Source organism: Pseudomonas viridiflava (assembly GCF_003702045.1).
GTDB classification, from domain to species: Bacteria; Pseudomonadota; Gammaproteobacteria; order Pseudomonadales; family Pseudomonadaceae; genus Aquipseudomonas; species Aquipseudomonas viridiflava_C.
This window is the reverse complement of sequence record NZ_RBTP01000040.1, coordinates 1-19,167: the sequence shown is the minus strand read 5'-3', so window position 1 is coordinate 19,167 and position 19,167 is coordinate 1. Positions and strand designations below refer to the sequence as shown.

General features: G+C 58.5%; 14 protein-coding genes and 1 tRNA gene. 5 read left to right on the top strand and 10 right to left on the bottom strand.

Going from position 1 to position 19,167, the window contains the following annotated elements; translation table 11 throughout:
* Positions 1-8: 8 nt before the first annotated feature.
* A complete protein-coding gene (locus ALP40_RS12940) occupies positions 9-236 on the bottom strand; it encodes a hypothetical protein (RefSeq protein WP_181115712.1) in 228 nt (75 codons plus the stop codon).
* Positions 237-716: 480 nt separating this feature from the next.
* Here ALP40_RS12940 and ALP40_RS12935 point away from each other — a divergent pair, with 480 nt between their 5' ends.
* Complete coding sequence (locus ALP40_RS12935) at positions 717-3,458, top strand: glycoside hydrolase family 3 protein (RefSeq protein ID WP_122208653.1); 2,742 nt, start codon at positions 717-719, stop codon at positions 3,456-3,458.
* A 41-nt stretch (positions 3,459-3,499) separates the two neighbouring features.
* On the opposite strand, the gene ALP40_RS12930 is transcribed toward ALP40_RS12935, so the two are convergent.
* The 3 genes from ALP40_RS12930 to ALP40_RS12920 all read right to left on the bottom strand — a co-directional run bounded on the left by ALP40_RS12930 (position 3,500) and on the right by ALP40_RS12920 (position 5,983).
* Positions 3,500-4,144, bottom strand: coding sequence for a TetR/AcrR family transcriptional regulator (locus tag ALP40_RS12930; protein WP_122208652.1), 645 nt, complete (start codon positions 4,142-4,144; stop codon positions 3,500-3,502).
* Between the two features lie 115 nt (positions 4,145-4,259).
* Complete coding sequence (locus ALP40_RS12925; RefSeq protein ID WP_122208651.1) at positions 4,260-5,435, bottom strand: MFS transporter; 1,176 nt, start codon at positions 5,433-5,435, stop codon at positions 4,260-4,262.
* Between the two features lie 5 nt (positions 5,436-5,440).
* Positions 5,441-5,983, bottom strand: coding sequence for a GNAT family N-acetyltransferase (locus tag ALP40_RS12920; RefSeq protein ID WP_122208650.1), 543 nt, complete (start codon positions 5,981-5,983; stop codon positions 5,441-5,443).
* Positions 5,984-6,085: 102 nt separating this feature from the next.
* Between ALP40_RS12920 and ALP40_RS12915 the strand changes: the two genes are divergently transcribed.
* The 3 genes from ALP40_RS12915 (at position 6,086) to solA (ending at position 10,470) form a co-directional block, all read left to right on the top strand.
* Entirely contained in the window at positions 6,086-6,976 is an 891-nt protein-coding gene (locus ALP40_RS12915) for a LysR family transcriptional regulator (protein ID WP_122208735.1), read from the top strand.
* A gap of 274 nt (positions 6,977-7,250) precedes the next feature.
* Positions 7,251-8,834 (top strand): aldehyde dehydrogenase (NADP(+)), encoded by a 1,584-nt coding sequence (locus ALP40_RS12910; protein ID WP_122208649.1) that lies wholly within the window; start codon positions 7,251-7,253, stop codon positions 8,832-8,834.
* 460 nt (positions 8,835-9,294) lie between these two features.
* Positions 9,295-10,470: an N-methyl-L-tryptophan oxidase gene (gene solA / locus ALP40_RS12905; protein ID WP_122208734.1), complete on the top strand. Its 1,176-nt coding sequence runs from the start codon at positions 9,295-9,297 to the stop codon at positions 10,468-10,470.
* Positions 10,471-10,491: 21 nt separating this feature from the next.
* Here the strand turns inward: solA and ALP40_RS12900 are convergent, their stop codons facing one another.
* The 6 genes from ALP40_RS12900 to ALP40_RS12875 form a co-directional block, all read right to left on the bottom strand.
* A complete protein-coding gene (locus tag ALP40_RS12900) occupies positions 10,492-11,841 on the bottom strand; it encodes a TolC family outer membrane protein (protein WP_122208648.1) in 1,350 nt (449 codons plus the stop codon).
* Between the two features lies 1 nt (position 11,842).
* On the bottom strand, positions 11,843-13,180 hold the full coding sequence (locus ALP40_RS12895) for an HlyD family type I secretion periplasmic adaptor subunit (RefSeq protein ID WP_122208647.1): 1,338 nt from the start codon (positions 13,178-13,180) through the stop codon (positions 11,843-11,845).
* On the bottom strand, positions 13,177-14,967 hold the full coding sequence (locus ALP40_RS12890; RefSeq protein WP_122208646.1) for a type I secretion system permease/ATPase: 1,791 nt from the start codon (positions 14,965-14,967) through the stop codon (positions 13,177-13,179). Before ALP40_RS12890 ends, ALP40_RS12895 begins: the two co-directional genes overlap by 4 nt.
* An 82-nt stretch (positions 14,968-15,049) precedes the next feature.
* Positions 15,050-15,433, bottom strand: a complete 384-nt coding sequence (locus ALP40_RS12885) for a protease inhibitor Inh/omp19 family protein (RefSeq protein WP_236441269.1) — start codon at positions 15,431-15,433, stop codon at positions 15,050-15,052.
* A gap of 58 nt (positions 15,434-15,491) precedes the next feature.
* A complete protein-coding gene (locus ALP40_RS12880) occupies positions 15,492-16,931 on the bottom strand; it encodes a serralysin family metalloprotease (protein WP_122208644.1) in 1,440 nt (479 codons plus the stop codon).
* Positions 16,932-17,430: 499 nt separating this feature from the next.
* Positions 17,431-18,102, bottom strand: a complete 672-nt coding sequence (locus ALP40_RS12875; protein WP_073163113.1) for a Bax inhibitor-1/YccA family protein — start codon at positions 18,100-18,102, stop codon at positions 17,431-17,433.
* A 249-nt stretch (positions 18,103-18,351) separates the two neighbouring features.
* On the opposite strand from ALP40_RS12875, the gene ALP40_RS12870 reads away from it, so the two are divergent.
* Positions 18,352-18,441 (top strand) — tRNA-Ser (locus ALP40_RS12870).
* The last annotated feature ends 726 nt before the right edge of the window (positions 18,442-19,167 follow it).

Below are 19,167 nucleotides of genomic sequence, written 5' to 3'. Positions count from 1 at the left end.
TCAAACGGTCAGTTTGACTGTTTCTGAGGCGTTGCGTTCTGTGGACGACCACCTTTTGTGGTTTCAGTCTTCTGCTGCTGCGCCTTTTGCGCCGCCTTGGCATCGGTGGTCTGGGTCATGACGGTCGAATCCGCAGCACCGGAGGCCGTATCACTATCCGTGGACTCGGCAGCCAACACTGCACCGCTCAATGCCAGACCCGCAATAACACCTGCTGCCATATTGGACAACTTCATAATAATTACTCCACTGGATAAACAATAAGCCCTCCAACAGGAAGGGCTATTAACGACACAGTCAGGAAGAACACCACAGTGCCACTACCGGAAACAAGCCAGAAGCATCACAACACCTGAAAAATCTTAAACCCATCGACCAGTAGGTTTAAGGGGAGTTCCCGAGATGTAAGAAAAAAACAACAAAAGCAAGAAAAATACGCTTTTGTTTGACATTTATGCTCGGTTTTAGACTTAATTGTAACGCTTTGCGAATTCAAAGTGCCATCTATGATAGCTGTATGATGGCACTCGCCACAATGTAAAACATAATAAATAAAAACTGAAACTTGATTAAAACCCCCATGAATCGCATTCCAGACTACTGGAATAAGTCGCGACAGCGGGTAACGCTTGCCGAAAGAAAAGAACACAGACCCGTGCGGAATATCACGGTGGCCTGTGGGAAAACTTTTAATTGAAACGTAGTTGGAGAGCGGTATGAATAAGCGAAAGATGATGGGTGCGCATTCCGCACTGGCCTTGCTGGCGCTGGCAGTGTCGCAGGTACACGCTGCTGACGCTTCGACGCTGCAGGCGCGGGAAGCCCGTGCTGAAAAAGCGGCGCAGAAGACGCTGGACAAGATGACCCAGGAAGAAAAGCTGGCCTATATCGGTGGTACAGGCGGCTGGGATGTGAAACCCCTTTCCAACTACGGCGTTCCACAGATTCATGGCGCCGACGGCGGCGTGGGTGTGCGCTACACCAGCGAAGGCAATGCACAGGGTGTGGTCTACCCGTCAGGCCCGAACCTTGCGGCCACCTGGAACCCGCGTCGTGCCATCGACCTGGGTCGTGCGTTGGGCTATGACACCGCTGTCGGCGGCTACCAGTTCGTCACCGGCCCGGGTGTGAACCTGTACCGCATGCCATACGGCGGCCGTGCCTTCGAATACCTCTCCGGTGAAGACCCGTTCCTGGGTGCCAGTCTGGCACCGGGCGTGATCAACGGCATCCAGTCCCGTGGTGTATGGGCCAACGCCAAGCACTACGCGGCCAACGATCAGGAAAGCAACCGCTTCAACCTCGACCAGATCATGAGCGAGCGCGTGCTGCGTGAAATGTCGCTGCCTGCGTTCGAATCGGCGTCGAAGAACGGCAACGTCGCGATGATGATGTGCGCCTTCCAGAAAGTGAACGGCGAGTTCGCCTGCGAAAACGACCACCTGATCCGCCAGATCCTGAAGAAGGAATGGGGCTACAAGGGCTTCGTGCAGAGCGACTACAACGCCGTGGTTCATGGTTTGAACGCTGCGCAAGCGGGCACCGACCTGGACATGATGGGCTTCCAGATGAACAGCAATGTTCTCAAGCCTTACCTGGACAGCGGTGAGCTGAGCACTGCGACCATCGACGATAAAGTCCGTCGCATCCTCAAGCAGATCTACCTGTACAAGTTCGACAGCAAGACCCCGTCGACCCTGCACAACATGAACAGCTCCACCAGCAACAAGGTTGCGCTGAACGCTGCCCGCGAAGGCATCGTGCTGCTCAAGAACCAGAACAACCTGCTGCCGCTGGACAAGCAGAAAGCCAAGCGCATCGCCGTCGTCGGCAACCTGGCCAAGTACGCACCGCCGACCGGTTTCGGCAGCGCCAATGTCATGGCCAGCCACTACATCAGCGAGCTGAGCGGTCTGCAGCAGATGGCGCCCAATGCCAAGGTCGAGTTCATCGACGGCCTGTCGCTGGACCCAAGCACCACTGCCTGGAGCAGCACTGACCAGACAGGCAAAGACACTCAGGGCATGAAGGTCGAGTACTTCAGCAATGCCAACTGGTCCGGTGATGCTGCCGTGACCCGTACCGAGCAGCATGTCGATCTGGACTGGGCCAACGACAAGAACCTGCCGTTCGAAAGCAACGCCGCAGGCTCTGACCCCTACACCAGCAAAGGCTCGACCGCAGGTTCGCTCAACGGCGACACCTCGTCGACCTCGATTCGTTACACCGGCAAAATCACGCCGACAGAAAGCGGCGACCAGGTCTTCAAGGTCCGGGCCGACGGCGCTGTGCGCCTGTGGGTCAATGGCAAGCTGATCATCGACAACGGTGACGGCAAGCCACTGCCGGGCAACAGCATTCCGCCAACCATCCCGGAATTCGCCAAGGTCAATCTGCAGGCTGGCCAGTCTTACGACGTGAAGCTTGAATACTCGCGCCGTGCCGGCTACCTGTCGACGATGGGCGGTCTGGTAGGCGTACAGATGAGCTGGGCGTCGTTGAACGCGCCACAGGATCTGTCGGCTTACGATGCAGTTGTGGTTGCAGTAGGTAACAGCAGCGAATACGAAGGTGAAGGTTTCGACCACAGTTTCGACCTGCCTGAATACCAGAGCCAGCTGATTCAGAGCATCGCCAAGGTCAACCCGAACACCGTGGTCACGATGTTCGGCGGTACGGGCCTGAAGATGAGCGACTGGATCGAGCAGGTTCCGGTCGCGCTGCATGCGTTCTACCCGGGTCAGAACGGCGGTCAGGCACTGGCTGAGATCCTGTTCGGCAAGGTCAACCCGTCGGGCAAGCTGCCGATCAGTATCGAACGCAACATCGAAGACAACCCGATTTTCGAGACCTTCCCGAAATTCGACAACCAGAACTCGCTGGCCGAAATGAGCTACAAGGATGACCTGATGCTGGGTTATCGCGGCTACGAGAAGAAAGGCATCAAGCCGCTGTATCCGTTCGGCTACGGCCTGTCGTACACCACCTTCGGCTACAGCAACATCAGCGTGACGCCTGGCGTTGCGGTGGGTAACACGCCGATCAAGGTGTCGTTCGACCTGACCAACACCGGCAAGGTCGGTGGTTCGGAAGTGGCACAGCTGTACGTGGGTCAGCAGAACCCGAAAGTCGAGCGCCCGATCAAGGAACTCAAAGGCTACAAGAAGGTGTTCCTCAAGCCGGGTGAAAGCAAGCGCGTGACCATCGAGCTCAACGATCGCTCGCTGGCCTACTTCGACACCAAGACCAATCAGTGGGTGGTCGACGCCGACACCTTCAACTTGTCGCTGGGTGCTTCGTCGCAGGATATTCGCTTGAACGCCAAGCTGACCAACTCGTTCCGCCAGGAACTGTCGACCACCACCAGCAACCCGCTGCCACGTTCGGCGCTGAACTCGGTGAACGTCGAGAAGCCACCGGTCAAGACCGGCGGCGTGTTCGATCAGACGGTTGAGTAAGCGTTACGCAGTGACTGACTGAATCAGGGACGGAACAAGGCTCAAGGATGAGCCCTTACTGCGGCATCGACCTGCGCAATGTAGGCATCGAAGCTCTTGACCAGATCCACCCGTTCGGGAAAGCGCAGCCACTGAATCTGCAACCCATCCATCATCGACAGGATTTGCTGGATCAACATGTCCAGATCCACATCCGCCCTCACCTCCCCACGCGCCACTAATTCCGAGAACTGCTTGAGCAGGTGCGCATGTATGCGCGCGTATCGGGTCTGGAACCATTCATAAGCAGGCTGGTTGTCCAGCAGACTTTCGGCGTTGAGAATCGAGAAGGCCCGCACCACGCCCGGTGCCGTCGAGTTGGAAAGATTGATTGCGCGCAGCCCGCCCAGCAGGCCGGTCAGGCTGTTATCCGTACGCACTTCAGCAGCGATGCGCCCGTTGACCTCGTCGCGTCGATCCAGTACGCCCATGAGCAAAGAAATCTTGCTAGGAAAATGGTGCAAAAGCCCTGCGACCGAAATCCCGACAATGGCCGCAACCCTGGCAACCGAAGCACCGGTATAGCCTTCCAGTGAAAACACCTGCAAAGCCGCATCGAGCAGTTCTTCGCGACGTTTCTCGCCCTTCGGTGCGCGCCGTTGCCGGATCGCAACCGCACCGGTTTCCCTGGGTTCATGCTGTGTCATATCAGGTTCCTTCTTGAGCAGGTGGGTACCCTACCCATTCGAAACAAAAGTGGCAACGGTGATGACCGGTCGGTCACATTACAATCAGTTCACCTTTCCTCCGACATCGGTCTGATCAGGCCGCCATCAGTAGCCTTGGCCGACAGTACCTCTGCAGTAAGAGCGACGTCATCAGCAACACACCACTGATGCCCAGCGACAGCCACAACACTCCAGAATCGCCCGACACCGCCTGCACCCACGCGTATAGCCACGGCGCGGCCGCCGACATCATGAAACCGGGCGCCAACAACCGGCCCTGCAAGCGCCCATAATCGTGAGGCGCGAACAGCTCGAACGGCAGAGCGGCGCGCAGCAGTGTGCCCAAACCGTTCATGGCGCCATAACCGAAGACAAACAGGCACGCCAGAAAAGCGTGCCCCTGACTGTGCAGCGCCATCACGAAACACAACACCATTGCGGCTGCGACCCAGACGTTCAATCGTAACGCGGGCAGGTTCTGCCCCATGAGTCGACTCACCAGACGTGCGCACGTCTGGCCGATACCCCATAGCGCCACCCAAGCAACCGGAACCCCCAAGCCTGCCAGCAGCGCGGGCAGATGGGCTGACAACCCGGCAGACATAAAACCGATCAGCATCATGCACAGCGCGTACCCCGACTGGCGCAGCCAATTCGTGGTCGCGGGCTCGCCAGATAACGCGTCGAGCGGCGGCGCAACGGTTGAAGACGCATCGGGCAATCCACTCATCAACAAGCCGCCCAGCAGCGCGAAACAGCCGTAGACCGCCACCGCGCTGCGCCAGCCGAGCGTCTCCAGCAACACGTTGCCCAGCGGCCAGAACACCGCCGATGCCAGTCCGCCCAAGAGCGTGATCTGCACCATCAATGGCCGGGACCGCACGCCGATCAATCCTGCCAGCGCAGCAAACAGCGCGTCGTAAAGCGACAGGCGCATGCCGACACCCAGCACCGTCCAACCGAACAACCAGGTCGGCGCGGTTTCGCACATGGCCAGTACGCAGCAACCCGAGGCTGCCAGCGCAGTGCCCAGTTGCAGCACCTGGCGCGCCCCCCATAACCGGATCAACCACGACACCGCAGGAGACACGCACCCCATGACCAGCAGCGCAACCGACAGGCCGGAAAACACCTGCGGCCCGCTCCAGCCCAGGTCTTGAGCAATGGCGTTACCGAACGCGCCGGGCAGATAAAAAGTCGTGCCCCAGATAATCAGTTGCGCCAACCCCAATCTGAAAACGGTGAGCCGGGACAGATCAGGGTTGCTCATGCCGGTCAGACCTTGGGGTCAACGGGAACCGTGGACGCGCCGTCGCCCAGCGCACATTGCATCAGCACAGTGTCCACCCAACGACCGTGTTTGAACCCTACCGACTCGAACGCCCCGACGCGATGGAACCCCAGGCTTTCGTGCAGGGCGATCGACGCAGCATTTTCACTGTTGCCGATCACCGCGATCATCTGCCGCCAGCCGCCCTGTTCGCAGTGCCAGATCAGGTCACCCAGCAACGCCCGGCCGATACCGACGCCGCCCATGCCGTGGCGCACATACACTGAATCCTCCACGGTGAAGCGATAGGCCGGACGCGGTCGATAAGGCGTGACGTAGCCATAACCGAGCACCTCGCCGTCGCGATCCGCAACCCGATAAGGCAAACCGTGTTCAAGCACCTGCGCGCGACGGCGCAGCAGTTCGTCAACGCTGGGCGGTTCCAGCTCGAAGCTGGAAATGCCATGCAACACATGCTCGGCGTAAATCGCCTGAATGGCAGGCATGTCGTCTTCGTGGGCGTCGCGCAGAATAAAAGTCGGGCTCATGGCAGGCTCTTGGCGGTGTCAGGGAATGAGGGCAATGATGCGTCCGGTGTCATCATTAAAAAAGCTATGATTTATCATCCTCAGCATAAGAAATATTTTGCCATGCGCCGATTGAACCTCAATCACTTGCACACGTTTTCGCTGGTCATCGCTCATGGCAGTTTCTCGGCCGCTGCCGAACGCCTGCACCTCACACAGCCAGCCGTAAGTGTGCAAATCCGGCAGTTGGAAGAGCAGTTGAATCTGCGCTTGATCGAGCGCGTGGGTAAACGCATCAAACCCACCTCAGCCGGCGAAACCCTGATGGAGCATGTTTCGCGTATCGATGCGGTGGTCGAGGATGCACTGCTCGCGCTCTCCAGCCACGCCGAAGGGATCGCCGGACAGGTCGCCATCGGCACGGGTGCCACGGCGTGCATTCACCTGTTGCCGCCCCTGCTGCAGACCTTGCGTCAACGGTTCGCGCAACTGGACGTGCGGGTGAGCACCGGCAACACCGACGTCATTCTCAAGGCGGTGGAAGAGAACCGGCTCGACCTGGCGTTGGTGACACTGCCAGCCTCGGGTCGCAGCCTCGACATCACGCCGTTGCTGGAAGACGAATTCGTCGCGATTTTCGCCAGCGACCACCAGCCCATGCCCAGCGAAATGAGCCCCGGGCAGTTGAGCGAATTGCCCTTAGTGGTGTTCGAAGCCCAGAGCAGCACGCGACTCTTGATCACCGAGTGGTATCTAAAGGCTGGGATTCGCGTCAAACCGGTGATGGAACTGGGCAGTGTCGAAGCGATCAAGGAGATGGTCGCTGCCGGACTCGGCTATAGCATTGTGCCGCGCATGTCAGTGGCCGCGCCCCACCACCGGCGCGGCTTGCAGGTTCATGCACTGACACCTGGAATGAGCCGTACGCTGGGCGTCGTTCTGCGTCAGGACAAACCGGTCAGCAAAGCACTTCGTCAGGTGCTTGACGCATTACAGGCCCTGAAAGGGTCATAAATACGGGTCATGATTCACTGCGTGAGGGCCTTTGCTCTATAAAGAGCAGCGGCAATGCTGGCACTCGCCGCATCTTATAGCAGGGACTGGCAGTTGCATCGTCAGCAAGTCAAGTTGTACGATGACTGCCGACTTATCCAAGGCGCCGCCGGCCCGCTCACACGACGAGCGCCCGCGACCCACGAACACCGTAAAGCAACTCGGCAACCCATAAGGAGCGCAAGGCCCATGTACACGGTCCCCGCCTCCACCTTCAAAACAACAGGAGATACCGATGCCTAACATTCTCGGCCAGAACTTCATCGCTGGCGGCCGCAGCGCTCTGGGCCAAAGCCTGCAAAAAAGCCTCGATGCCACCACGGGCGAAGAACTGCCCTACAGCTTTCATCAAGCCACCGACGGCGAAATCGACGCTGCTGCCCTGGCTGCCAAAAACGCTTTCCCTGAATACCGTCAACTGAGCCCGGCACGCCGCGCCGAGTTCCTCGACGCCATCGCCGACGAATTGGACCAGTTGGGTGATGATTTCGTCGCCGTCGTCTGCCAGGAAACCGCCCTGCCGCAAATGCGTATCCAGGGTGAGCGCGGTCGTACCAGCGGCCAGATGCGTCTGTTCGCCAAGGTGCTGCGTCGCGGTGACTTCGTCGGTGCGCGCATCGATCAGGCCCTGCCGGACCGTAAGCCGCTGCCACGTGTTGACCTGCGCCAGTACCGCATTGGCGTCGGTCCGGTTGCCGTGTTTGGCGCCAGCAACTTCCCGCTGGCCTTTTCGACGGCCGGTGGCGACACCGCCGCTGCCTTGGCCGCCGGCTGCCCCGTCGTGTTCAAAGCGCACAGCGGTCACATGGCCACCGCCGATCTGGTTGCGAGCGCAATCATTCGTGCCGCTGAACGCACCGGCATGCCAAAAGGCGTGTTCAACATGATCTTCGGCAACGGCGTGGGCGAAGGCCTGGTCAAGCACCCGGCCATCCAGGCGGTCGGCTTCACCGGCTCGCTGAACGGCGGCAATGCCCTGTGCAAAATGGCCGCCGAGCGTCCTCAACCGATTCCGGTGTTCGCAGAAATGTCGAGCATCAACCCGGTGGTCCTGCTGCCAGGCGCATTGACTGCACGTGGCGAAACCGTTGCCAAGGAACTCGCAGCCTCCGTTGTCATGGGTGCCGGCCAGTTCTGCACCAACCCAGGTGTGGTCATCGGCCTGCGCTCCCCGGCGTTCTCGTCGTTCCTTGAGCAACTGACCGAACAGATGGGCAGCCAGGCTCCACAGACCATGCTCAATGCGGGCGGTCTGCGCAGCTACAGCAAAGGCGTCGAGCACCTGCTGTCGCACCCGGGCGTCACTCACCTGGCCGGCAAGCCGCAGGAAGGCAAGCAGGCTCAGGCCCAACTGTTCAAGGCTGACGTCAGCCTGCTGCTCAACGGCGATCAACTGCTGCAGGAAGAAGTCTTCGGTCCGACCACACTGGTCATCGAAGTCGCTGACGATGCGCAGTTGAAAGAAGCGCTGCTGGCGCTGCGCGGTCAACTGACGGCAACCCTGATCGGCGAACCTGCCGACTTGAGCCAATACAGCTGGCTGCAGCCGCTGCTGGAAGAGAAAGTCGGCCGCATCCTGGTCAACGGCTACCCGACCGGCGTCGAAGTCTGCGAAGCGATGGTCCACGGCGGCCCATACCCGGCCACGTCGGATGCCCGTGGTACATCGGTAGGCACCTTGGCCATCGACCGCTTCCTGCGCCCGGTCTGCTACCAGAACCAGGCAGACAGCCTGCTGCCACCTGCGTTGCAGAACGCCAACCCGCTGGGTCTGCGTCGCCTTGTGAATGGCGAATGGAGCGATCAGCCGATCGCTTGATGACTGAGTAAAAAACGGCGCGCCCTGTCAAAGAGCGCGCCGTTTTTTTACGCCCAAAGGAAATCTCAAGCGATAGGCCGGGTTAGAAAACAGTACTGAAAAATTTCCGTTTTGTGCGTGCATACACGTTTCACGGGGCGATTTTTCAAGGCGGTGGCAGCATCCATGAGGCGCGAAACCGATGCTGTTCATAAATTAACCACACCGCTACACACCACGAAATACAAGGGTTTCGAAAAGTTACCCACAGACATACCCACGATTTCCGTGGACAACTTCTGGTGAATTTCGAACCTTAAAACCCGTGATGAGCGCAAGCCAAAAATCTTACATCAACCCCCTGCAATTCCAGCCCAAAATATGCATAGGCGTGCCCTTGCTGATCGTTATACGAAACTGGCGGTTGATTCCCGATGCGCTTGCCCTTGAAATAGCGATTTTGCTCAAGGTGGGTCTGCAAATGGAGCATCACTGTGAAGTCGCCGTTCTCGGCCTCGGGGCGATGGGTGCCGCCACCCTCTATCAACTGGCCAAAGCAGGCGCGGACGTTCTGGGTGTGGACCGATACTCACCCCCTCACACGCAAGGGTCCAGCCACGGCGACACACGCATCACACGGCTGTCGGTGGGTGAAGGTCCGCAATATCTGCCCCTGGTGCGCGACTCGCATCGCATCTGGCGCGAGCTGGAAGCGCTGACGGGTGAGTGCCTGTTTGAGCAGTGCGGCGTGCTGGTCATGACCTCAAGCCCGACGTATGCCTCCGAAGACCCTGAAGACTTTACCCACAAGACACTCGCACTGGCCCGCCTCTACGGGATCAGACACGAGGTGCTGTCGGCGAGTGATATTCGTACACGATTCCCGCAGTTCAGCCCGGTACTGGACACCGCCATCGGCTATTTCGAACCTGAAGGGGGTTACATTAGGCCGGAGCGCTGCATCGCCGTGCAGCTTCAACAGGCTGCAAAAATGGGCGCGCGCATTCGCACGAACGAAACCGTCACCCACATGGAGCCTGATGGCGAACGCGTACGAATCATCACGGATCGCGGATCGATCATCGCGAACAAGGTGGTAGTCAGCGCAGGCATGTGGTCATCGCAGTTGCTGGGGGCACCGTTCACCGACCTGCTGCGGGTCTGCCGGCAGAAGCTGTTCTGGTTCGGGCTGGAAGACGATGCGGTGTTTGCGCCGCGATCACCCAGCTTCATCCTGACCCACGGGCCGGGCGAGACAGGCATCAACTACGGATTCCCACCCCTTCTTGGCGAGCGCAGCATGAAGATCGCCACCGAGCAATACCGGGAGTCATCGACGCCCGCTGAACTGGACCGCAGCATCAGCAATCTGGAAAAACAGGTGATGTTCCAGACCCAGGTCAGCGGCAAGATCGCAGGCCTCAAGCCAGACGTGGTCAAGTCGTCGGTCTGCGCCTACACCGTGACGCCGGATGACCACTTTATCGTTGACGAGCATCCGCACTTGAACAATGTGACGGTCGTCTCGGCCTGTTCCGGTCACGGCTTCAAGCACTCGGCCGGGCTGGGCCTGGCGTTGGCGCAACGCTGCCTGCAGGGTGCCAGCGAAGTAGACCTGTCGGCGTTTTCACTGCAACGCTTTGCCCAAACCCCATGACAGATTCCACTTGCCAGCCAGTTATCGCGCCACCACGAACGCTTCATCGATGCGTGCAAGGTCGGTATCACGCAGGGTGCCTGCGTGGTAATGCAGCTTGATCCACGCCATCAGGTAATCGTATCGTGCCCGCGCCAGGTCGCGGCGCGTGCTGTAAAGCTGCTGCTCGGCATTGAGCGCATCGAGGTTGATGCGCTCGCCCCCGAGAATGCTCTGACGTGTCGACTCGACCAGCGCCTGCGCCGACACCAGCGCTTTCTGATAAGCACGCAGCTTGCCGATGCCGGAGGCGCAGGCGTTGAACTGGCGACGCAATTCGATGAGGGTTTCCCGCGTCTTGCCCTCCAGCTCGTATTCGGCCTGATCTCTCAAGCTGTTGGCCTGACGCACCGAGGCGCTGGTGCCTCCGCCCGCGTACAGCGGCAGGCTGACCTCGATGCCAACCGTATTGGTGTCGTAGCGCTGGTTATAGGTGTTGCCGCTGTCCGACTCGTTCTGACGAATGCTCGCGTAGGCATTAACCCTTGGCAGGTGACCCGCGCGGTTGCGCTCGACTTCGTAACGCGCCACTTCCAGCGCCTGCCGCTGCGAGGCCAGCACCGGACTGTTGGCCATCGCCAGCGCATGCCACTCGGTGAAGCTTGAAGGCTCCAGCGCCAGTGTCTGAAAGCCGTCCCTCAGCGGTTCCAACTGTTTGATGTCGAGGGTTGGCTCACCCAGCAGCGCGCCGAGTTCACGTAACGAGGCATCCTGCTCATCACGTGCTTCGATCTGCTCGGCAATGGCCAGCTCATTACGCGATTCGGCCTCCAGGATATCGGTGCGGGTGCCCTCGCCCTGCTGGAACATCTGCCGGTTCTGTTCGAACTGACGGTTGAAGGCTTGCTGCTTGGCCTGGGCGATGTTGATTTGATCCTGCGCGAACAAGGCCTGGGTGTAGGCCGTCAGCACCCGGACCAGCAACTCCTGGCTTTTGCTGCGAAAGGTTTCGTCGGCAAACAACGCTTGAGCAACGCCTTTGCGGTAGTTCGCATACGCCTCGTAATCCAGCAGGGGCTGCTGAACCGTGAGCGCGGAACCGAAGCTGTTGTAATGCCGATGGTCAGTCGTGTCTTCGCGCCCTCCCTTCAAGGTTGCCTTGGAATCATTACGCCCCTTGTTGTAGGTGTACGAAACCCTGGGCAGCAGACCCGCTCGGCCAATAGTGCGATTTTCCAGTCCCGCGTCACGTTCTTTAAGCGCACCGAGAAAGACCGGATCATTGCGTAGCGCCAGTTCGTAGACCTGAAACGGTCCCATCGCATGGCTTGTGGGAGCGACACAGAGCAGCAGGGCTGCCAGAACGGCAGCCTTCGAGTTGAAGTGGATCATCCTATTCCTCGGTCAACGCGGAGCCGGCACGATCCAGCAAAGGTTTAAACAGATAATTGAGCAGCGAGCGCTCGCCCGTGCGCACGAACATCTCGGCAGGCATTCCAGGCTTGATCACCAGACCATTGAGCTTTTCCATGACCGCATCACTGACCGAGGTGCGCAGCACGTAATAAGGCTGACCGGTTTTTTCGTCTTGCATCTGGTCGGCCGATATCAGGCTCACCTCGCCGGTCACCCGTGGCGTCCTGCTCTGGTTGAAGGCCGTGAACAAAATGTCTACCGGCAGATGGCTGCCGACCTTGTCGATCAGGTTGATCGGCAGGCGCCCTTCCACCTCGAGTCGAGTGCCTTGCGGCACCACTTCCAGCAGCGTCTGACCAGGGCGCACCACGGCGCCTTCGGTGTGAACCCCAAGATTCACGGCAATACCGTCGGCAGGCGCAAGGATCTCACTGTGTTGCAGACTGAAACCGGCTGAAGCCAGTTGTTGCTCCAGCGTCAGGGTTTTTACCTGGGCGTCGGCCCATTGGGTGCGCACCTCTTTCTGGTATTCCTCGCGCTGCTGTTGCAGGCGCAAGCGAGACTCGATGATGCTCTGTTCGATTCGTCCGGTTTCACCTGTGTTTTGTGCCAGCTCCTGCTGGACCTGGGACAACTGCCGCTCGTACTCCAGCAGACGATTGCGCGGAATGAAGCCGTTTTGCGCCAGCGGTTGCAGATTGCTCAATTGCTGGCGCAGAGAGTCGGCCTGAGCCGACAAGTCCGAACGCGCCCGACGCATGCCCGCCAATTGCGCTGCGGCACCTTCGATACTCGCCTGCAAACCCGCTTGCTCACGCGCCAGAGCCTGCCTGCGACTGCTGAATAACTGGCGCTGCCCCTCGAGCACCAGCGCCAGCCGCGGATCAGGGTCTTTGCCCTGGCCGGCTGCGATCAGCTCGGCGGGAAAATTCACTTCAGCCAGGTTGTCGCGCTCACTCTGCCAGCGGGCCAGACTCGCCCAGGCCATTCGGTACTGGGCGCGCAACGACTGAACGTCGGCTTCAACTTGCGTCTGATCCAGACGAAACAGGGGTTCACCCTCTTTGACGGCCTGCCCTTCGCTGACCAGAATCTTGCTTACCACCCCACCGTCCAGCGATTGCACGGCCTTGCGGTTGCCAGACACCACCACGGTGCCCTGTACGGCAATGCCTTGGTCCAGCGGGGCCAGGCTTGCCCAAAGAAAGAAACTGCCAGCGCCCACCAGGGTCAGCACCCAGCCGGCTCGGGTAAAGAAATGCACGCCGCGTTCCTTGCCTGGAACGGCGTAATCGTTATCGCGTGGGCTACTCATACGTCTGACTGCCTGTTCTGTGTGCCGTACTGGCGGCTCATGGAAAGCCCCACCGCCGGACGAGGCTGCGGCTGCGCTGACGGTTGAGGTTGCGCCTGCGGAGTCTGTCCGGAAAGCGCTTGCAGCACTTGCGCGGTGGGGCCGAACGCCTGCATCCGTCCTTCGCTCAATACCAGCAGTTGATCGGTCTGGGACAACGACGGGGTGCGGTGCGTGACCAGCACGACCGTACAGCCACGCGCCTTGAGTTCGCCGATCGCTCGGGTCAGCGCAGCCTCACCAGCGGTATCCAGATTGGAATTGGGCTCGTCGAGCACCACCAGTTTTGGCTCGCCGTACAAGGCACGGGCCAGGGCAACGCGTTGCTTCTGGCCACCGGAAAGGCCACTGCCGTCGTCGCCCAGACGAGTGTCGTACCCATGCGGCAGGCGCAGGATCAGCTCATGAACACCGGCCAATTGGGCCGCCGCCACCACTGCGCCTGGATCATTTTCACGAAACCGCGAGATATTCTGCGCGACGGTGCCGCTGAACAATTCGATGTCTTGCGGCAAATAGCCGACGTAAGGGCCCAGCGCTTCTCGGTCCAGACGATGCATATCCGCACCGTCGAGTCGGACCGTGCCGCCCAGCACCGGCCAGATACCCATGAGCACACGCGCCAGCGTTGACTTGCCGGAGCCGGAGGCACCCAATACACCTAACACTTCTCCAGCCTTCAATTGAAAGCTGACTTGATGCAGCGTGGGGAAAGTCCCGCCAGGAGGCGCGGCGCTCACTTGCTCGAAACCGATCTGACCTCGTGGAACCGGCAACGCCATGCGCTGCGCAGGTTCCGCGTAGGTCTTGAGCAACTGGTCCAGACGCCCATAAGCCAGGCGTGCAGAGCTCCATTGTTTCCAGACTGCGATGACTTGGTCGATGGGGCTCAGCACCCGGCCCATCAGGATCGAGCCTGCGATCATCATGCCTGGGGTCATCTGGCCGCGAATCACCAGAAACGCACCCAGCCCCAGCACCAACGATTGCAGGCACAGGCGCAGCGCCTTGCTGATCGAGCTGATGACTGCGCCGGTATCACTGGCATCGTTCTGTCGGGCGAGAAACCGACCATGTACGTCAAACCAGCGACGGCGCAGCGCATCGAGCATGCCCATCGCCTGAATGGCCTCGGCCTGTTGCAAATGACGGGTGGCCAACTGTGAGGACTGTTGCGAAAAACCACTCGCTTCGCCCAGCGGTTTACGGGTCAGCCATTCATTCAGACACGCCAGTGCCACCAGCAGCGCAGCGCCCACCGTCGCCAGCAGCCCCAGCCACGGATCGAAAAGAAAGATCACCGCCAGGTAGATAGGGAACCAGGGCGCGTCGAAGAACGCAAACAAGGCCGGACCGGTGAGGAACTGGCGAATGAAGGTCAAATCGCCCAAAGCCTGCCCGGCCTGGCGTTGACCTGCGTGCAGGTTGCTCTCGAACGCGGCCTGGTACACCCGCAGGTTGAAACGACGCTCAAGCTCGCTGCCGATGCGAATCACCACGAAACTGCGAACCATCTCCAGCAGGCCAATGAACGCGAAAAAGCCGACCACCATCAGGGTCAGCATGGCCAGTGTGGTCTGGTTTTGCGAGGTGAGCACGCGATCGTAAACTTGCAGCATGTAAATAGACGGGGCCAACATCAATACGTTGATCAGGGCGGTAAAACAGCCCACGCTGATCAGCGCATGCTTGTAGTGCGCCAGGGCTTTATAAAGAGGGGGGCGGGCACCCAAAGGCAACGCACTCATGGTATTTCCTTCACGGCAACAGTCGGTGCCGGGTGACATCGGTAGGGAGGTTTATCGATTCATGAATGGAGCAACGCATCACCTAGTCGGCCAAGCGTTCCAGGTTCAGCAGCTCACCGTCTGGCAAGCGGGCTTGATAACGCTGATTGCCCAGATGGCTTAAATGGATCAGGCCAGTGCCTTCCTTGCCGGTAAAACCCAACCCGTCAGGTGTGGGATACCATCCTGTCGGCGCCTCGCCCATCCAACGGGCTGCGCAGGCCGGGTCACCGCCTACTTGCGGTGCATTGGTATTGAGGTGAAGTTCGCAGACTTCACGTGAGTCAGTCTGAATGAACAGCCGCCACTTGCCGCTGAGCTCCGCGGCACTGGGTAACTTCAAACTCGTCGCCATACTGACTCCAGAAATACTGAACAACAGCGCAAGCGCCGTCGTCGTGCTTCGAAAAAAATGCAGGGTGATCATGGTCAGTGCGTTCCAGAACATGGGCAGCCCGGTCTGAGCTGCCCACGAATGCTACGGATTAAACCACGATATCCGTGGCGAGCGCTTGGCCGACAGTGCCCACCAGGAAGTCTGCAACGCCTTGACCGGTGAAGTCGATAGCGAGGCTGCCCAGGTTAGTACTCTGGCTGTAGCTCAGAACGGCTTCGCCGACTTTGCCGCTGAACGCGTTAACGAACTGCAGTGAAGTGAGCGCGGAGATGGCCGACACGTCGATCTTATCCTGACCCTTGGTGAAGTCGCGGATTGTATCTTGTGCCGCACGGTTGGAATCGGAACTGGCACCGAACACAAAAATGTCCGCGCCTGCGCCGCCCCACAGGGTGTCCGCACCGCCACCACCGTAGATGATGTCGTTGCCGGCACCGCCTTTCAGGTCGTTGGCCGCCGCATTACCCACCAGCAGATCGTTGCCCGACCCACCCACAGCGTTTTCAACCAGCACGCCCTTGGCAATGGACACGTTGCCGACCATGCCGCCCACGTCCGAGAACGACGCCTCGTTGAGGTTGATTTTCTGGTTTTGGGTAAAACCGGAGAAATCCAGCGTGTCTTTACCGCCGCCATCCCAGACCGAAAATACCACCTTGGAAGAGGCGGAGGTTGCGCTGTAGAAATCACGCCCTGCGGTGGAGTTGAAACCGTACACCGTGTCACCGGCACGGGTGCTCATGTTCGCGCCGTAGAGTTGCTGGATGGCCGCAATGTCATCCATCAACGGGCCTGACGAATACACCGGGGTGCCGCCCTTGACGAAGTTCTGGTCGGTGTTGGACTCACTCCAGTAACTCATGACGCTGTAGCCGCGCGTGTCTTCTGCGTAACTCACATCGTTGTAAGTCGGGTTGCCTTCGCCAGCGTTGTAATCGCCAGGGTGAGACAGGCCCAAGGAGTGACCGATTTCATGGGTCAGCGTCTGGCGACCGTAGTTGCCATTGTCAGGGGTCAGGTTGACCGTGTACGAGTTGTTGGTCAGGTACCAGGACTGACCGTCGTAACGGCTGTTGCCGCTAGGCAGATAGGCGAACGCCGCACCACCGCTGCTGCCGTCGCTGTAGTTACCGAAGGTCATATGCCCGTCACCGCCGGACGCCGCCTGGGTGAAGTTAACCTTGGCAACGTCGGCCCAGGATTGCATCGACAACACCGCTTGAGCTTTCTGCTGTGCGTTGAATGCGCTGAACGTTCCCAGGGAGGTGTCGAACCCGGAAGGTCGGGCGGTCAGGAACGTGTAGGTGAGGTTGATGGTGCCGTTGCCGTCGCGATCAACCCATGCAGCATCGTCACGCAGGATGTAATCAGCGGCCTGATCCACCGAATACGACGGTTTGCCATTGATCGTGAGATTGCCACCGCGATCATACGTATGAATGAATGTATCGATCTGGTTGAACGCTGTGCTTCCGGTTGCAGCCAGTTGAACAGCTGAGAGTGCAGCACTTTCTTTGACTTTCGACATGTCACTTCCTTGTCTACAAATAGAACAGCTTGATACGACAGCCTCTCTCAGGTAGCGAGAGAATCCTGTCACTCGCCTTTTGAAGCGTAAGCAAACTGACACATTCAGAAATCCTGTGTCTATGCCTCCGCGAGCATGTCAAGAAGCCAAAAGGCGAAAATGCCTACAGCCATTGGGGAATAACCCGATAATTATTTTAGTGATATGACAAGCGGCCATAAATGGCTGAAAGGACTGTAAGAATCTTGATAAATATGACCGATCGGTCATGGTTTTTATGACTGATCAGTCAGCTAATTTTCAGGAAACAGGACGCCGAATCAGTCACGACTCGTGCCTTAGGGACAAGTTGCAATTCGCAGGTAAGCGAGCACGGGGAGGCCCTGCTTTTCGAGTAACGGAAATGCAAACGCCCCGACGAGTCGGGGCGTTTGTTTAGAGCTTGGCAAACCAGGCGTTCATTCAGCAGAGGCAGGCCTCTGTGAAGGTTGAACCTCTGTCAGTCGTCGCGGCTCATGATGCCGAAAATCTGCAGCAGGCTGATGAACAGGTTGTAGATCGAAACGTACAGGCTGACGGTCGCCATGATGTAGTTACGTTCGCCACCCTGAATGATCGCGCTGGTCTGGAACAGAATGCAGACCGACGAAAACAGAACGAAGCCCGCGCTGATCGCCAATTGCAGCCCGCTGATCTGAAAGAACAGGCTGGCCAGGACTGCAGCCAGCAGGACAAAGAAACCTGCGGTGATGAAGCCACCCAGGAAGCTCATGTCCTTGCGAGTGATCAGTACATAAGCCGACAGACCACCAAACACCAGAGCGGTCATCGCAAACGCCGAGCTGACAACCTCAGCGCCGCCGGCCATACCCAGATAACGGTTAAGAATCGGGCCTAGCAGAAAACCCATGAAACCTGTCAGGGCGAAGGTCGACACCAGCCCCCACACCGAGTCACGCAGCTTGTTGGTCAAGAAGAACAGGCCGTAGAAACCGATCAGCACCACGAAAATGTTCGGGTAACCGACCCGCATTTGTTGAGCCACGAATGCCATGACACCGCTGAACGCGAGGGTCAAGGCCAGAAGACCATACGTATTGCGCAGGACACGACTAACCTCTAGCTGGTCGGCCTGCATGCCGGTTTTAAGGGCGTAATCCTGTTCGCGCATCGCGAAACTCCTTCCTGTTGAAATGTTGAGTTGCAAAGATCATAACAGAGGCGCTGCAACTGGCTAGTCACAGAGTTTGACAGCTTGTTTCATTCCGGTATTATGGCGCCCGCAACGAAGTGGAGGTATGGCCGAGTGGTTTAAGGCAGCAGTCTTGAAAACTGCCGACTGTAACAGGTCCTAGAGTTCTTATCTAAGGCCGATTCTGGTTGCATACTGACACACACGTTGCGAGTGATCGTAAAAAATGGAAGGTTGGCTGAGTGGTTTAAAGCTCTGGTCTTGAAAACCAGCGTGTGAGAAATCGCACCCGGGGTTCGAATCCCCGGCCTTCCACCACGAATTTCAAGGCATATGCTTTGCAAATCAAGGGCTTAGAGAAATCTAAGCCCTTTTTTTATGCCTGCTTATCTTAAGCCGCTCAGCCTCAAAATCTAGTCTGGAGCACAGGTCGCAGGCATTGTTCAAAGTACGCAATTCGGCTGGTTGCTCAATATTGCATGCTGTTGCACGCCTCCAGGGCAAGGCGAGCCTACTGAAACCAGTTGCATCCTTCGCGCATCGCCTGTCAGCAAATCCTTGAAAGTCAACTGGATGGGTATGGACACAGTGCACTCCTTATAAAACGGCACCTCGCCAGCTGCTAGGGACGTGTATGGAGCTACCCATGATCCCTCTGGCCATCCCTGATGCTTCACTTAGGTTGCGCCATAAGCTGCCCATACGAGTCCTTTTGGCATGTGCTGCAACCTTTATCGGCTCGGGACTTGCTCAATTGTGTTCCACGTTCTGTACCTTAGCGCCTTCCCCACCGATCACTTAATTGAGGTTGTTCATCAAAGCCTCGAACGCTCGCTTGGCAACAAAAGTTTTGTCGTTTTCTTTAATCGACCGTTTTCACAGTCGCCATGCCGGCGTTCTTGTGAAGCTCGGCGCTACGGTCTTTATACGCGTTTCTCGAAGCGTCTCCCTTAGGACGGCGACGAACGAAAAGCTAAAGCCTTGGATGGGCTGTACGTAGTCTCGTCGGAGGTGAGCAGCAAACGTATGCGATCCATAAACCCC